Below are 13,933 nucleotides of genomic sequence, written 5' to 3'. Positions count from 1 at the left end.
GGTGAGGCAAAGCTGCCTGGGCAAAGCACTGGCTGTCTGGGCGCCTTTCGGAGATTGCCTTCCCCTGTTTCCGCTTCACACTGCTTGCAGGCGTAGGTGTAGTACACATCCTCCCGGATCCAGAACCGGGCCGGCTCCATCTTCAGGCTCCGGCGCACCTCTTTGCCAATCTCCTCCATGACTGTACCACAGGCATCACAGATGCGCTCTTCTTCGGAAAGACGGTGTTCCACCACTTCCGTAGGGGTTCCCTCCGGCACGATATCCAACACATTGCCGCTCTGCCGCTTGCGGGCATGGGCCTTTACCGCCACCTGCTCCGCTGTGGCATTTTTCGTCCCATAGGCGTAGGCCTCCGCCTCGTTCGCCATGAGAGACAGCTGGTCCATCAGGCCCTCCTGGAGCCGCTCTGAGGATGCCCCAAACTGCCGCTTTTTTGCAAGGCCAAGCTGCTCCAGAAGCCATTGGTTCTGGAGCTTTAACTCAGTCAGCTGTGCTTGCTGAGACTCGTATTCCGCCCGTGAGATGGTCACCATTTCCGGGGTGCTTGCGGCAGTGTTCTTTTCATTTCCCATGAGTAAATGATACCACAAAATAGGGCAAAAAGCCAATGTTTTCAGCATTTTCCGGCATTAGATCACGCTCAGGCCGGACACCGCTTTGTTTGCCTTCGGCTGCTCGGTCTTCAGTCCCTCCATCAGCCAGCGGTACTGTTGGGGTGTCAGGGTCTGCACTTCCTCCGTGTTCCTGGGCCATTGGAAACTGCCGCTCTCCAGACGCTTATACAGCAGCAGAAAGCCGTCTCCCTCCCAGTACAGTGCCTTGAGCCGGTCCCGCCGTCTCCCGCAGAACAGAAACAGCGCCCGCTGAAAGGGATCCATCTGAAACTGGCTCTTTACCAGATTGGCCAGCCCATCAATGCCTCGCCGCAGGTCTGTGTATCCGCAGGCAATGTACACCGGGCAGCTGCAGTTGAAATCGTTCAGCATGACTTTGCCGCCTGGAGAATTGCCTGCAGTGTGGCCTTATCCGCTCCCTCGTAGACCTGGATCCGCACACCGCTTACCTCCATGGCTGCTACGATATGCCCGGAGGGCTGGGTACGCTCCATGACCGGCACCTCTGCGAAGGTCACCTCCTGGAGTTCTTTCAGCGCCTGAAATACCTTCCTCTGCCAAAAGAAATAGGTGGATAGCGCTATCCCATTTTCCTGGCACCATTGACCTACCGGCAGCCCGCTGCTCCGGCAGGCCTCCACACGCCGACTCCATTCCACCAACCGCTGTTGCTGATTGGCTCTCTGTAAACTTGCCGCCTTCTCCATGCCTGCACCTCACTATCTTGGAGTCTGGGACACTCTCTGGTACTACCTTGTACTACCATGCACTTCCTCAGACTCTTATAGTTTGGCAGAGACATTTTACCCTGACAAGTCGCCGACTGTTTTTACGCTTACGATACAGCGGTTGCAGCCGATACATTTCTCTGTGGTATAAATCAGATCTTGCATGGCTCTCGTCACTCTCTTCTCTGCGTTTGCCGGACCGCCTTTGGAACAGCGGCCCCGGCAATCTTTATTACATAATTATTATATACAGATACCCCGGCACTTTTCAATAGAAACTTGGTTAAAAATCCACAAAGGATGGCCGCGCCTGGCGGCCATCCTTTGTGGATTATAGGACAGTATCAATCTTACGTTTCCTCTCCCAGCGGGGCGATGACCTCCCGGAAAATGCGGCGCAGGAAGATGAGGCACAGGGTCAGAGAAGCCAGCTCGGCGATGGGGAAGGACCACCATACCATGGTCACCTCGCCGGTGAGGGAGAGCAGATAGGCCGCAGGGAGCAGCACCACCAGCTGGCGGACGATAGACATAATCATGCTCAGTACACCATTGCCCAAAGCCTGGAAGGTGGAGGAGCAGATGATATTAAAGCCGGCAAACACAAAGCACAGGCTGATGATACGCAGGGCGGGCACGCCGATGCGCAGCATCTCCGCCGACGCCTCAAAAATACTCAGGATGGGGGCGGCGAATATCTGGATCACCACCAGACCCACCAGCATGATCCCCACCGCCAGGATGGCGCTGAAGCGCACCGTATCGGTGAGGCGCTTGCGCTTCCGGGCACCGAAGTTGTAGGAGACAATGGGCACCATACCGTTGTTCAATCCGAATACCGGCATAAACACAAAGCTCTGGAGCTTGAAGTACACATTGAACACCGCCACGGCAGTGGAGGTGGAAATGGCCCCCAGGATCAGGTTCATTCCAAAGGTCATCACCGAGCTGATGGAATTGAGCACGATGGTGGGAATACCCACGCTGTAGATCCGGCCGATAATGGAGGCGCTGGGGCGGAAGCCCTTCAGTCTGGGCTGGATCTCCGGATTATGGGTGATGTTGAAACAGAGGGCCAGAATACCGGCCACAATTTGTCCCATGACAGTGGCGGCGGCGGCTCCCGCTACCCCCATCTCAGGGAAGGGACCCACACCAAAAATCAGGACAGGGTCCATGATGATGTTGATGACCGCGCCTACGCCCTGGGTAATCATGGTGTAGAAGGTGCGCCCCGTGGACTGAAGCAGCCGTTCAAACATGACCTCCAAAAACAGGCCGAAGGACAGCCCGGCGCAGATGCTCAGATAAGCCACACCCTGGGATACGATATCCGGGTCACTGTTCTGGGCCAGGAAAAAGGGTCTGGCAAAGACCACGCCGATGATGGAGAACACAATGGTGCTGAGGATGGCCAGCAGCACCCCATTTTCCGCCGTGCGGTTGGCGGTCTCATAGTCCTTGGCCCCCAGGCTGCGGGAGAGCAGGGCGTTGACGCCCACGCCGGTGCCCACGCTGACGGCGATCATCAGGTTCTGATAGGGAAAGGCCATGCCCACGGCGGCCAACGCATTCTCACTGACCTTGGCCACAAAATAGCTGTCCACCACGTTGTACAGAGCCTGCACCAGCATGGAAATCATCATGGGCAGGGACATGGACAGCACCAGCCGCTTGATGGGCATGACCCCCATTTTGTTTTCTTGTACTTCTGACATAAAAGACCTCCCAACCGAAAAGAGAGCCGCGGCAGGCCGCCGCGGCAAAAAGGAACTTATTTCGCTGTTATTCTAATGGATAGCGGTTGGTTAGTCAATAGATTTTCAGTATACGAACTGGTTTTTCTCCCGCACCATCTGCTCCGCTCCGCAATAGGATAGGGTGTGGAGGCCTGCGCCGGTGGGACGGCCCCGGCCTCCCCTATTTCAAGCGACAGCGAGGAGCGTTTTGATATGAGTACCATGACCTTGGATGCCCTGCGGGTAGGCCAGTGGGGCCAGGTGGCCGAGGTATTGACTGAACCCGCCATGCGCCGGCGGCTGCTGGACCTGGGGCTGGTGCCGGGTACCCCGGTGAGCTGCACGGCGGTCAGCCCGGCAGGAGACCCGGCGGCCTATCTGATCCGGGGGGCTGTTATCGCCCTGCGCCGGCGGGACGCCAGGGGCGTCAGACTGGCAGGCGCGCCATGGGACTGACCCGTACAGCCACCGGACTGGGCGCATCGTCTGCCCCTCCTCCCCAGTCCATGGACGGCCCTGAACGGGTGGTGGCTCTGGCAGGCAATCCAAATGTGGGCAAATCCACCCTCTTTAATGCCCTTACTGGTCTGCGCCAGCACACCGGCAACTGGCCGGGCAAGACGGTGGCAGTGGCTCAGGGCCGTTGTACATGGCAGGGGCGTTCCGATCTGCTGGTGGACCTGCCCGGCACCTATTCCCTGCTGGCCCACTCCGCCGAGGAGGAGGTGGCCCGGGATTTTCTCTGCTTCGGCGGCGCCCAAGGGGCGGTGGTGGTGTGCGACGCCACCTGTCTGGAGCGCAACCTGAATCTGGTCCTTCAGACTCTGGAGCTGGAACCCCGCACCGTGGTGTGCGTCAATCTGCTGGACGAGGCCGCCCGCAAGCACATCCAGATAGACCTGCCCGCCCTGGCCGCCCATCTGGGCGTGCCGGTAGTGGGAATCTCCGCCGGGCGGGAGGAGGGGCTGGACCATCTCATGGAGGTATTGGACGGCCTGCTGGCCGCGCAAGTCCCCCCCGCACCCCGTCCGGTGCGCTATCCCCCGGCGGTGGAGTTTGCCGCCGCCAAGCTGCGCCCCCTGCTGGAAACCCGGCTTCATGGACAGCTGGACCACCGCTGGACCGCTCTGCGTCTGCTGGAGGGGGACCCTACCCTGCCGCCCAGCCTGGCCCGGCACCTGGACTGGGACCCCCGCTCGGACCAAGTCTTTCAGCTGGCTCTGGCCCAGGCCAGAGAGCAGTTGGTCCGCAGCGGCGTGGATGATCTGGGGAGCACTCTGGCCGCCAGTCTGGTCCAGGCAGCCCATGAGGCGGCGGAAGCCGCTCTTCCCCAGGGGAGCGCCGTCTCAGGCGGGGAGCGGCTGGACCGGCTGCTTACCGCCCGGGCCACTGGGATTCCCGCCATGCTGCTTCTGCTGGCCGGGGTGCTGTGGCTTACCATTGAGGGGGCCAACTATCCCTCCCAATTGCTGTCCAGTGGGCTATTCTGGGTGCAAGACCGGCTTACCGACCTGTTTGCCTGGCTCCACGCCCCGGAGTGGCTCCACGGCGCGCTGGTGCTTGGGGTGTACCGGGTGCTGGCCTGGGTGGTCAGCGTCATGCTGCCCCCCATGGCCATCTTCTTTCCCCTATTTACCCTGCTGGAGGATTTTGGCTATCTTCCCCGGGTGGCTTTTCTGCTGGACCACGCCTTTCAGAAGGCCAAAGCCTGTGGAAAGCAGGCTCTTACCATGTGTATAGACTATATAATTTTGTAACACTTTCCTCCCCCAATGAAAACGCTAATATATTTTAATTTAAACAGAAACATTGCCTCTTTATAAACTACTATGTCTCTTGATTTCGTCCCCGATCAATAAAACCAAAAATAATAATACATATTCCAACAGAAAAGATCAATGACTCTATAAGCACAAATATCTTTGCAGGAATTGTTGCCGGTGAAACATCGCAACCGGCCGTTAGAAAAGTCATTGCACTAAAATATACCACCTCAAAATATAGCGTTGTGCTGTCGTTAGGTTTTCCATTCCCAAAGTTTAATGTTGTAGAATCAAAATAAGTCAAAATGAGATAAATATTTGCAAATAGAAGAATAATTCTCACTATTGCCTGTAGAAATAAGATTATATACTTACCTACAGGTATCCAATTCTTCCATATATCAACTATTTCTTTTATACGATAAGCAATAAATAATGCGTATACAATAAAAAATACCAAATATATTATTAGTTGTACAAACCCTACAACTTCTTCTTCATTTTTTAGATTACATAGTCCAGCAAAGGAAACTCCAGCCAAAACTTCCAATAATATGACTAACAAAATACTTGTATATACAACTTTTTTATTTTCTTTTAAGTAAAAAAAGGTGTTGATTATTATTATAAGTAGGCACGTAATAATTGAAATTGCTTTAATATTTATATTTAGATAAATAGGATAGGCATACATAGCTATTAAAATTATTATGATCGCCCAAATACCCACAATAAAATATCCGTACTTTTTTAAACTTATGGCCTTCTCCCTTACTTTTTTAAGTAATTGTTTTTTATGTTGACACAAACATGATAACAAGTATTTCATTAAATTCCTCACCTTTATGGTTTTGTATAACACACACAATTAAAGAGTTTGGTCCCCATATATAATATTATAATCTCTACAAATTAACGTGGTAAAATTTAAGTATACTATTGATCTATGTCCAGCCCATATTAACGCAAGCAACGCATATAGCTATTTATTTGCCACAAACAGACTGTTGGGAAACACTGTCCCCAAGCCCTGGAACGGCTCTTGGAAGCCATCTACGCATCCTGCAGGCGCTGAGATATTTACATTTGTAATTACCAACCCCCATGACACTCAAGCAAACAGAGCACCATGGGGGGACCTTACTTCTATTCATTTTTTAGCGGCGTCTGACTTGCTGGCACAATGGTTTCAACAACCTGGTTTGGACTCCGATCTTCGTTTTGAATCCTGGCATTGCGTTTTTCCGCCAGACCAATATACCAGAATAGTACTGTAAAAAGAAGTGCAGTAACAATAATCATATTGCACCATATTAAGGGTTGCTTCTGCCATTTTTGCAACGTTTTCTCCATCAAGCTATAGATGCAGAAGAACAATAGATAGAGCACATTGCACAGCACCAGGCCAATTAAGCAAATGGCAAATACGATTCGATAGATACTGCTTTGGTGCAGATTCTCCAGCACTGAGGTGCTGAATGCAATTCCGCCTATGAAGGTAAGTACGACCGCAGAGAAAATACCTAGGATTGCAATATACTCTTTCTTTGCATCGTTAATTTCTTTCTTTGCCTCATCAATCTGATTAGCAAATGCTTCATGTTCATTAACCTTTGTGGCTATCCGACCATGCTCTGACCTTACAGAATTAACCAGATGCTTTAATTCATCTAAATGTGCCTCTTGCTTAAATACTTGCTCTGTGATTAGCTTTGTGTGAACCAGTCTGCCTAACTCAAGGCTTGTATGATCGTAAAGCTTGCGGAGGTTATTGCGCACATCTGGGTGTCCTTCCCGACATTGATAAGACTCCAAAATATTCTGTAAATGATCCCTGAGTGCATCATAATCCTGTATCTCAGGATCATCTATCACCTGGGACATAACAACAAAAATATCGGAATAGTAGTGTCGGAAGATTTCATTGGAAGTTGAATCTCTATAAATTTCCTCAAATCTCTGCTGACATTCCAGACACTTCTCTGGCGTAGCAGTCATCTCTCGCCGTACGTCCACGGCAAGATCATAGAGCAGCTTCCGAAATGCTTCCCTTTTACCGTGTTCCAACTCTTTATCCATATTGCTCTAAAACCTCTTTGGATATCGTGCGACGGGTTCCTGCCCCCCCATAAATTCTTTTCCAAGCACCACCTTCCCGATGGCTTTCCTCAACCAACTGCCATGCTGTTTTTTTGTAGCAGCTTACAATCACAGGATCAAATAATTCCCGATCTGGTCCACTGATGCACATATCGCTATACGTAGCTATAATTGGCATAGCGCCATATCTTCCAAACTCATAGTAAACAGCAGGGATCACGGGGCCATACTGCCATGCTTCCATTTCATCCTCAAAGGCTACGCCACGTCCTGCTCGAATAGATGCCACCTGGAGGAAGTATAAAATTTTTTGCAGTTGCAGATTGCTGATAGGATAGCCGTCATTGACACATTTTGTGATAACATAATGTGCCACTTCTTGTGCGGTATACGCCATAATAAAGACCTCCCTCCTACTTTATTTTGTAATATTATATGCGAAACAAGATATTACGTCAAATCATAAAGCAAGTCGCTTTTCTAGAGAAAAGGAGCTGTTGCACCATTCAGCAGCTCCTTTTCTTTGTTTTTTGTATTTTACAGTATGTTAATTGCCAGTATTTCATGACTTGCTGATTTTACTTCCATTGACTCCATTTTCAGAAGCTGAGTTCCCTGTAGCATCCACCTTAGCCTCCAGTAACGCAATCATTTTGGTGAGTCAGGCGGGGATAGGCACGCCCAGCGCACCGGCGTTCTCAATGATACTCCCGTCCTCTATCAGGATGTACCAGGTCACCGCTAGGGGGCACAGCAGCACCGTGTAGGTGAAAGGTAGCTCTACCCTCGGTACATTGAGGAGGATAGATCGTCTTATATTATTATCTTTAGTATTTTCCCGTATATATATATTAGTCAGTATAAACATTATAATTTTAAAATTTGTGCAACTTTTTTCAAGTTGAGTGTACTAAAACATACAACTTTTACGTGTTGCTGCATATAAGTAGAGAGAAGGTTTTCTACCTTCTGGCAAGATAGAAAACCTTCTCTGGGGCATTACACCTTCTTCTTATTTGAACCAATCCAAATACGGAACGCTCGTTTTCCGTAATTCTTGGCGTAAATGCGTTCTCCGTCTCTAGTGGTCGTCCACGCACGGAAAATCCACACAATTACCACTCCTTTACAAGATAGTTATATTAAACATCTTGCAAGGACAAGAAAAATGTGCTACTATGAAATTGTCACATAACATAAGTAGGCCAGACACACATCACTCATCCATGCAGCGGATGGTATTTTGTATTGGCCGGCGGTCAGGCATTTTTGCTTGGCCGCCTTTTATTTTGCACAAGCGTACTCAATTGATACCTTGCTGCCTGTTTAGATACACCGCATTTCTTTGCAACCTGATCTACCGACATTCCATCCACCTGGTCAGCCGGTATCAGCAACTCGCCCGCAAAACACTTTGCCTGCCATTCCGGGTCGCAATAGCATGGTGTGTTTTCATCAAAATTTCTATAGAGATTTAACTCACTATGTTTTAGAAGCAAAAGATGTCCAATTTCATGTGCTAGCGTCATTCGATCACGGCCATTTCCTTCACATGCGCCTATATAAACACTGTTTCTTATTTGCATACAGTTATCATTTAATCTATAAACCGCATGGATATTAGGTGGAAGTTCAGAATCCTCAATACACTCAAAATAAAACTCTTCATCGCCGATTAGCACAGGAAGACACTCTAAAAATTTTTCAACCGGAAACCAGATTGTACCGCTTGGTAAAAACTGTTCTCGAATTTTCTTGGCATACGCACGAATGGCACGTCTTGATAATGGTTCACTCCTATATGTCATTGGTCATCGCTGGCCTCCTTGATTTTCTTATTGTTCAAGAATTCAATAATACGACTAGCATCTTCATCTGTAAGTGAACCAAAGTCTCTAGCAAACACCAACGCAGCGTCGCGCTGAGGCTGGGTACTATTTCGCAAATCCATTTTAATTCCAGTCACGGCCTCTTCAGCAAGCTTCTTTAAATGCTGTTTTTCTGCCGCTCCAAGGTCATACATACAGGAAATTTGTTCAACCCAAGTACCCGGTACATTCTTTTTTCCTACCTCTACAGAAGATAGAAAAGATGGAGTTACACATAACTTTTCTGCCATGTCCTTAAGGATTTCTCCATGTTCTATCCGTATCTTCCGGAGCTCCTTTCCGAAACGCGTAATCATAAGCCTCCCCCTTCGAGCAAAAATATACCACACGCAGGTGCATATTGTCAACCTATTTTAGGTTTATTTTTTGGTGTATTTAAGGGGACTAGCAATAATGCCAGTCCCCTTGCCCTATTTTCTTGTCACTAGGGTTATTAAGCTAAAATTACTTTACTGCACCACACCGGGATAAGCACACCCAGAGTCCTGGTGTTCTCGATAATAATCCCCACCGCGGTGACGATGTACCAGATCACCACCAACGGGCACAGCAACACCACGTAGGCAAAGGGCAGCTCCACGCCAGGCAAGGTTGGCCAGCAGGTGGCCGATGGCCGTGTCCAGGATGGCCGCCACGATGACGGCCGCCACACTGCTCGGTTTGTTCCAGATACCGTCCCGGGCGGACTTGCTGGACCACTTCCCCGCCCGCAGGGCGGTGGCGGAGCCGATGGTGTAATGCCCTCCTCTCCCACCTTTTGCTTGAGTAAACCATCAGCGATAAAGATAGACATCTGCTAAAGCATATCTCCCCCAATAAGACCCCTCAATAACAATTTGAACCCCATCGGCATAATTAATCTCTACAGTTTTTTCTTCTGGAAACATATCCGGAGTCAGTTCAAATGTTTTGAGCAACCGATATTGGTCATTTCCATTTTTAGTATACACATACAATGTCCCATTCTCCATGTCTGTTCCGTCAATATGCCCGACTACAAATGATATTTTAGAATACTCTCCCTTTAGATTTGCATAAAAACGCGAGGTACTGGAGTTGTTCTCAACAAATCCGTTATCATACGTCTCTGTACCCATTGTAAACGAATCGCCATTTCCAACAGCATATGTTTTGAAATTGCTTATATCAGTTATCATATTTGCATCAAATACAACTTTTTCTGCGCGTTCATCTCCATAATAAACAGTTGCATTAGACGAATCAACAGATATCGTTTCATCTAAAAAGTTATTTAAAAGTGATTCAGAATAGAAATAGTGGCCATCAATTGTTGCAACAGAATTGGGGATATTTACATCAATTTCTTCTCCATCTACAACTAATCTGGTAGACATTATTTTTGCCAGAGTCTGACCTTCATATTTTGAATTTTCCTCTGACAATGTCGCATAATCCGTACTTATCTGATTAACAATGCTAAACAGTTCATCAAGTGACTTGCCTTCCGCATCTACCCCATTCGAAAGCAATATATTCTCTAGGTTACTTCTGTACTCCTCCTGCATACCTTGAGCTTCAGAAAGAACCTTTGCAATGGTTTCAAATTGCTCTTTTGTGTCAAATTCAAGCACATCTTCCGAAATAAATCCGGGTTCTACAAAATATGTCTTAACTAAAACATCAAAACTGTCAACAGGTATAAATTCTCTGGATATGTAAACAGAAGTGCCAGCTAAAGTTAGAATTACCGTTACAACAATTGTCAAAATTGTTCCAAAAATCCCAGAGAACGCTTGCTGTTCACGTGTAAACTTACCAAGTGCCCCCTCTTTCTTTTCTGTACTCATTTTGCTTCCTCCCATTTCTCAAATTTGGCAAATTCTTTCTGTAAATACTAAAATAGCACAATTTATTTATTATTGCAATCTATTCACAATGTTTATCTATAATTATTTCAAACGAAATAAACTCTCTATGAATAAGTGCATATTGCAGTATAACACTTCTATGCGCTAAAATACCCCCCTCCGGTTTCCCGGAGGGGGGTTCAACGTCTATTCCTCTTTCCCAGCGATCCCGTCCCCGGCCTCTTCCACCTTCTGTTCCAGTGCGGCGATCATCTTCCTGAGCCACCCCGGTACCGGTGCGCCCAGGGCCCCGGCATTCTCGATAATGCTCCCGGCTTCGGTGAGGATGTACCAGATCACCACCAGGGGGCACAGCAGCACCGTGTAGGCAAAGGGCAGCTCCACCCCCGGCAGGTTGGCCAGCAGGTGCCCGATGACCACATCCAAAATCCCGGCCACGATAACGGCCATCACGCTGCCCAGCTTGTGCCAGATGCCGTCCCGGGCGGACTTGCTGGACCACTCCCCCGCCCGGAGGGCGGCGGCGGAGCCGGTGGCATAATCAATAAGCATGAAACAGATCCACGCCACCACTACCCAGCCGAACCACCCCCACAGGGCGGTCAGGGCGGCGCACAGAGCGGCCAAAGCCGCCTTGAAGGTGTTGACGTGCTCCATATCAGCCACCTCCCTGCTCGGGCAGCTGTCCAAGCCTGTCCAGGATCACCGCGGCCTGCTCCCGGGTCAGATTGCCCTGGGGGTTGGTGCCGTCAAAGATGCCCAGCGCCACGGCCTTCTTCCAGGCCTCCTTGGCCCAGGAGGACGGCTGATCCGGTTCGCCGCTCTCCGGCTGCTCCACGGCGTCTATGCCCAGGCAGGTCAGGATACCGTTGGCGATGCCGGCGGCCAGCTTGTCCCGGTAAGCGGAGTCGGACAGCAGGGCCACATCCTCCTGGTTGGTGTGGAAGCCGCACTCCAGCAGCACAGCGGGGGCAGTAGTGGCGGTAAGTACTGTGAACAACTCATGATAGGGTTTCCCGGTGCCGAACAGCACCACCCCCTGGGCCTCTACCGCATCCAGGATATCCACCGCCGCCTGATTGCGCTCGGCGGTCTCCGGGCCGCTGGAGGTGTAGGCCACAAAGCCCCGGGCGCTGCTCCAGCCCCCGCCGCCAGTGGCGTTGGAGTGCAGGGAAACAAACAGGTCGGCTCCGGCCCGGTTGCTGACGTTGGCCCGGGCGGTGAGGCCGGGGACCTGGTCCTGGGTCCGGGTGCAAACAACCGTCACCCCCTGCTGCTCCAGCAGCGGCTTCAGACGGGTATATAAGTCCCAGGTGAACTCATATTCCTTGTAGGCTCCATCCGGGGAACCGTTCACATTGCCCGGCCCGTGGCCGGGGTCCAGGCACACAATCTTGCTCATGGTGCTTTCCTCCTTCTCGTCCGCTTCTTTGGTCGCTCCCTTGGTCCACACACAGATCCAGTTGTGGACCTTGCGGGTGGCGGTGATTTGCTGGCCGTCAAAATCGCACTGGGAGGACCCGCCGCCGTCAAGCATCATGGCGGAGTCCCAGCCCAGGCCCAGCAGCTCCTTCTGTAAGTCCTCCGGCGCGGAAGCGTCCACCGAGCCGTCCGAGGAACAGTACAGCCCCAGGCAGCCGTTGACCAGCCCCATGGCGGACCGGCCCCGCTTCCCTCCCTGGGCAGCGGCATAAGGAATGTCCAGAGCCTTGCCGTCGTGGATCATGGGAGACACGGCGATAAAATTGGCGCCGCTCTGCCAATCGGTGGTCAGGGCGATATCTCCGGGGCCGTCCCAGGCATAGCCCGGGACGTTGCCCCACGGAGTATTGGACAGCAGCTTACCGGAAACCATTAGCCCCCGGCAGGGGGAGCCGTCCGGGTTCCACATGCCGCCGTTGAGGATATAGTCGGCCCCCGTCTCCCCCTTCACCTGAGCCAGCGACTTGCGGCAATTTGTGACCACAATCTCCAGCCGGTCGATGGACTGGAGGGAGATCAGGGCAATGCGCTTACTCATGGTCGTCAGCGGCCTCTTCCTGCTCCTTCTCCCACTCCTCACGGGCGGGGCCGGACACGGGGCCGGGGTCGGCGGTGGCCTCCATCAGGTCGATCATGCCCTGGTAGTTGCCGTCGTTCCACAGGGGCTTGAGCTGCTTCATCAGGTACTGGCGCTTGCGGATGTAGGCGTTGTAGTCGTCATTGACGGCGGCCAGGTCGGGGTTGGCCTCATGCAGGGCGGCCCAGTCGGGGCGGAAGGCACGGGGCAGCACCATAGCGCCCTTGTGCTCATCCCGGCCCAGCCGGATGTTGTTCTGGAGCATGGAGTTGCCCACACCCAGATCCACATCGTTGGCGTTGGCAATGGCGTAGCAGGCAGGGGTCAGCTGGTTGTAGTTAATAGACATATTCATTTCTCCTTTGCAAATCGTAGGTTTTTACTTCCTTTGGGGTTACTGGGTACTGTCAGCGGTGCCGCCAAACTCACCGGGCACCAGTTCCGGCATACCGAAGTCCTTGACCAGGATATCGGCCACATCCTGCTTCAGCAGCCGGGGCACCTGGTCGAATTTGGTGCGCTCCTCCACAATCCGAACCGCAAACAACATAGCCATCATTTCTTTGTCTCCTTTCGCAAATAAAAAATATATCCCCAGGGCCAACCGGCCCAAAAGGTCACGCATAAACCACCGCCGCCATTTCCACCAGGCAGTCCTCCAGCATCTGGTTGGAGGTGGTCAGGGCGGTGACCTTGGCCTGTAACTCCTCCACCGTGGGGGTTGGCTCTGGCTTTTTCGGGTAGGGGTGCTCCGCCTCCCAGGCAGTGATCTCCTCCTCGGTGGCAGCCTCTACCCAGGCGGATGCGTCTGCATCCCATCGGGGGCTGATAAACCCCGCCGCCCCTGCATAGGGCCGCATGACAGGGGGAGTGGTGTCCACCAGCGATTCACCTTGCAGCATTTCGTAGTTCTGGATTTGCTTGCCTTCCTGATCTTTTAGACGTACCCGAACCAAGGTTTTATAGCGGTTTTGTGCATCTATGACACATTCGTGTTTATAACCCATAGCACACCCCTTTTTATTGTGAACCTATGAACACAATTTGTGCAAAAACGATGTTAGTGCTCCGCTCACCTACCCCAAAAAATACATTTCCACTGGCATCTACTTTGATATATCCAGTTTCCGACCCTAACCCGCCTATCCCGCAAAGTGCTGGGATAGTTTCTTTCGGACGATAGCCTTCTGGTAATGTGGCAACATGGTT

The 13,933-nt window shown here is 51.3% G+C and carries 19 protein-coding genes and 2 pseudogenes; 2 read left to right on the top strand and 19 right to left on the bottom strand.

What is annotated here, in order from left to right; all coding sequences use genetic code 11:
- The 4 genes from Q0J75_RS13130 to Q0J75_RS13115 form a co-directional block, all read right to left on the bottom strand.
- On the bottom strand, nucleotides 1-575 hold a 575-nt coding region (locus Q0J75_RS13130; RefSeq protein WP_297202268.1), incomplete at its 3' end, for an IS66 family transposase zinc-finger binding domain-containing protein.
- A 57-nt stretch (nucleotides 576-632) separates the two neighbouring features.
- Nucleotides 633-989: an IS66 family insertion sequence element accessory protein TnpB gene (gene tnpB / locus Q0J75_RS13125; protein WP_087292425.1), complete on the bottom strand. Its 357-nt coding sequence runs from the start codon at nucleotides 987-989 to the stop codon at nucleotides 633-635.
- The gene (locus tag Q0J75_RS13120) at nucleotides 983-1,324 is read right to left on the bottom strand and encodes an IS66 family insertion sequence element accessory protein TnpA (protein WP_297202261.1); all 342 of its coding nucleotides are present in this window, start codon (nucleotides 1,322-1,324) and stop codon (nucleotides 983-985) included. The genes tnpB and Q0J75_RS13120 overlap by 7 nt, the downstream gene beginning before the upstream one ends.
- A gap of 371 nt (nucleotides 1,325-1,695) precedes the next feature.
- The gene (locus tag Q0J75_RS13115) at nucleotides 1,696-3,063 is read right to left on the bottom strand and encodes an MATE family efflux transporter (protein ID WP_297202258.1); all 1,368 of its coding nucleotides are present in this window, start codon (nucleotides 3,061-3,063) and stop codon (nucleotides 1,696-1,698) included.
- A gap of 234 nt (nucleotides 3,064-3,297) precedes the next feature.
- Between Q0J75_RS13115 and Q0J75_RS13110 the strand changes: the two genes are divergently transcribed.
- Entirely contained in the window at nucleotides 3,298-3,540 is a 243-nt protein-coding gene (locus tag Q0J75_RS13110) for a FeoA family protein (RefSeq protein WP_297202254.1), read from the top strand.
- Entirely contained in the window at nucleotides 3,531-4,841 is a 1,311-nt protein-coding gene (locus Q0J75_RS13105; protein ID WP_297202250.1) for a FeoB small GTPase domain-containing protein, read from the top strand. Before Q0J75_RS13110 ends, Q0J75_RS13105 begins: the two co-directional genes overlap by 10 nt.
- 70 nt (nucleotides 4,842-4,911) lie before the next feature.
- Here Q0J75_RS13105 and Q0J75_RS13100 read toward each other — a convergent pair whose 3' ends face one another.
- The 15 genes and pseudogenes from Q0J75_RS13100 to Q0J75_RS13035 all read right to left on the bottom strand — a co-directional run.
- A complete protein-coding gene (locus Q0J75_RS13100; protein ID WP_297202247.1) occupies nucleotides 4,912-5,676 on the bottom strand; it encodes a hypothetical protein in 765 nt (254 codons plus the stop codon).
- 317 nt (nucleotides 5,677-5,993) lie between these two features.
- Nucleotides 5,994-6,926 carry a hypothetical protein gene (locus Q0J75_RS13095; protein WP_297202244.1) on the bottom strand — a complete coding sequence of 311 codons (933 nt, stop codon included), beginning with the start codon at nucleotides 6,924-6,926 and terminating at the stop codon, nucleotides 5,994-5,996.
- Complete coding sequence (locus Q0J75_RS13090; RefSeq protein ID WP_297202241.1) at nucleotides 6,919-7,344, bottom strand: Panacea domain-containing protein; 426 nt, start codon at nucleotides 7,342-7,344, stop codon at nucleotides 6,919-6,921. The genes Q0J75_RS13095 and Q0J75_RS13090 overlap by 8 nt, the downstream gene beginning before the upstream one ends.
- Before the next feature lie 264 nt (nucleotides 7,345-7,608).
- A pseudogene (locus Q0J75_RS13085) lies at nucleotides 7,609-7,830 on the bottom strand (phage holin family protein); the annotation flags it as partial.
- A 376-nt stretch (nucleotides 7,831-8,206) separates the two neighbouring features.
- Nucleotides 8,207-8,755: an ImmA/IrrE family metallo-endopeptidase gene (locus Q0J75_RS13080; RefSeq protein WP_297202238.1), complete on the bottom strand. Its 549-nt coding sequence runs from the start codon at nucleotides 8,753-8,755 to the stop codon at nucleotides 8,207-8,209.
- Nucleotides 8,752-9,132: a helix-turn-helix domain-containing protein gene (locus Q0J75_RS13075; RefSeq protein WP_297202235.1), complete on the bottom strand. Its 381-nt coding sequence runs from the start codon at nucleotides 9,130-9,132 to the stop codon at nucleotides 8,752-8,754. Before Q0J75_RS13075 ends, Q0J75_RS13080 begins: the two co-directional genes overlap by 4 nt.
- Nucleotides 9,133-9,269: 137 nt before the next feature.
- On the bottom strand, nucleotides 9,270-9,425 hold the full coding sequence (locus Q0J75_RS13070) for a phage holin family protein (protein ID WP_297202232.1): 156 nt from the start codon (nucleotides 9,423-9,425) through the stop codon (nucleotides 9,270-9,272).
- A gap of 64 nt (nucleotides 9,426-9,489) precedes the next feature.
- Nucleotides 9,490-9,549 (bottom strand): annotated as a pseudogene (locus tag Q0J75_RS13255) (holin); the annotation flags it as partial.
- Nucleotides 9,550-9,609: 60 nt separating this feature from the next.
- Complete coding sequence (locus Q0J75_RS13065) at nucleotides 9,610-10,644, bottom strand: hypothetical protein (RefSeq protein ID WP_297202229.1); 1,035 nt, start codon at nucleotides 10,642-10,644, stop codon at nucleotides 9,610-9,612.
- 207 nt (nucleotides 10,645-10,851) lie between these two features.
- Nucleotides 10,852-11,322 carry a phage holin family protein gene (locus Q0J75_RS13060; RefSeq protein WP_297202226.1) on the bottom strand — a complete coding sequence of 157 codons (471 nt, stop codon included), beginning with the start codon at nucleotides 11,320-11,322 and terminating at the stop codon, nucleotides 10,852-10,854.
- A gap of 1 nt (nucleotide 11,323) precedes the next feature.
- Entirely contained in the window at nucleotides 11,324-12,685 is a 1,362-nt protein-coding gene (locus Q0J75_RS13055; RefSeq protein WP_297202221.1) for an N-acetylmuramoyl-L-alanine amidase, read from the bottom strand.
- Nucleotides 12,678-13,073: a hypothetical protein gene (locus Q0J75_RS13050; RefSeq protein ID WP_297202219.1), complete on the bottom strand. Its 396-nt coding sequence runs from the start codon at nucleotides 13,071-13,073 to the stop codon at nucleotides 12,678-12,680. The genes Q0J75_RS13055 and Q0J75_RS13050 overlap by 8 nt, the downstream gene beginning before the upstream one ends.
- 45 nt (nucleotides 13,074-13,118) lie before the next feature.
- On the bottom strand, nucleotides 13,119-13,283 hold the full coding sequence (locus Q0J75_RS13045) for a CD1375 family protein (RefSeq protein WP_297202215.1): 165 nt from the start codon (nucleotides 13,281-13,283) through the stop codon (nucleotides 13,119-13,121).
- Nucleotides 13,284-13,341: 58 nt separating this feature from the next.
- On the bottom strand, nucleotides 13,342-13,731 hold the full coding sequence (locus tag Q0J75_RS13040; RefSeq protein ID WP_297202212.1) for a hypothetical protein: 390 nt from the start codon (nucleotides 13,729-13,731) through the stop codon (nucleotides 13,342-13,344).
- Between the two features lie 13 nt (nucleotides 13,732-13,744).
- Nucleotides 13,745-13,933: hypothetical protein (locus tag Q0J75_RS13035; protein ID WP_297202209.1), on the bottom strand; the 189-nt coding region annotated here is incomplete at its 5' end.

The organism is uncultured Flavonifractor sp. (genome assembly GCF_944385615.1).
In the GTDB taxonomy this organism is placed as follows: Bacteria; Bacillota; Clostridia; order Oscillospirales; family Oscillospiraceae; genus Flavonifractor.
The sequence above is the reverse complement of the archived record's forward strand: the minus strand, read 5'-3'. Positions and strand labels throughout refer to the sequence as shown.

Coding starts and splice junctions, on each gene's coding strand:
- Q0J75_RS13110 (WP_297202254.1), top strand. CDS start 3,298: ATGAGTACCATGACCTTGGATGCCCTGCGGGTAGGCCAGTGGGGCCAG.
- Q0J75_RS13075 (WP_297202235.1), bottom strand. CDS start 9,132: ATGATTACGCGTTTCGGAAAGGAGCTCCGGAAGATACGGATAGAACAT.
- tnpB (WP_087292425.1), bottom strand. CDS start 989: ATGCTGAACGATTTCAACTGCAGCTGCCCGGTGTACATTGCCTGCGGA.
- Q0J75_RS13045 (WP_297202215.1), bottom strand. CDS start 13,283: ATGATGGCTATGTTGTTTGCGGTTCGGATTGTGGAGGAGCGCACCAAA.
- Q0J75_RS13115 (WP_297202258.1), bottom strand. CDS start 3,063: ATGTCAGAAGTACAAGAAAACAAAATGGGGGTCATGCCCATCAAGCGG.
- Q0J75_RS13080 (WP_297202238.1), bottom strand. CDS start 8,755: ATGACATATAGGAGTGAACCATTATCAAGACGTGCCATTCGTGCGTAT.
- Q0J75_RS13120 (WP_297202261.1), bottom strand. CDS start 1,324: ATGGAGAAGGCGGCAAGTTTACAGAGAGCCAATCAGCAACAGCGGTTG.
- Q0J75_RS13095 (WP_297202244.1), bottom strand. CDS start 6,926: ATGGATAAAGAGTTGGAACACGGTAAAAGGGAAGCATTTCGGAAGCTG.
- Q0J75_RS13105 (WP_297202250.1), top strand. CDS start 3,531: ATGGGACTGACCCGTACAGCCACCGGACTGGGCGCATCGTCTGCCCCT.
- Q0J75_RS13065 (WP_297202229.1), bottom strand. CDS start 10,644: ATGAGTACAGAAAAGAAAGAGGGGGCACTTGGTAAGTTTACACGTGAA.
- Q0J75_RS13100 (WP_297202247.1), bottom strand. CDS start 5,676: ATGAAATACTTGTTATCATGTTTGTGTCAACATAAAAAACAATTACTT.
- Q0J75_RS13060 (WP_297202226.1), bottom strand. CDS start 11,322: ATGGAGCACGTCAACACCTTCAAGGCGGCTTTGGCCGCTCTGTGCGCC.
- Q0J75_RS13055 (WP_297202221.1), bottom strand. CDS start 12,685: ATGAGTAAGCGCATTGCCCTGATCTCCCTCCAGTCCATCGACCGGCTG.
- Q0J75_RS13090 (WP_297202241.1), bottom strand. CDS start 7,344: ATGGCGTATACCGCACAAGAAGTGGCACATTATGTTATCACAAAATGT.
- Q0J75_RS13040 (WP_297202212.1), bottom strand. CDS start 13,731: ATGGGTTATAAACACGAATGTGTCATAGATGCACAAAACCGCTATAAA.
- Q0J75_RS13050 (WP_297202219.1), bottom strand. CDS start 13,073: ATGTCTATTAACTACAACCAGCTGACCCCTGCCTGCTACGCCATTGCC.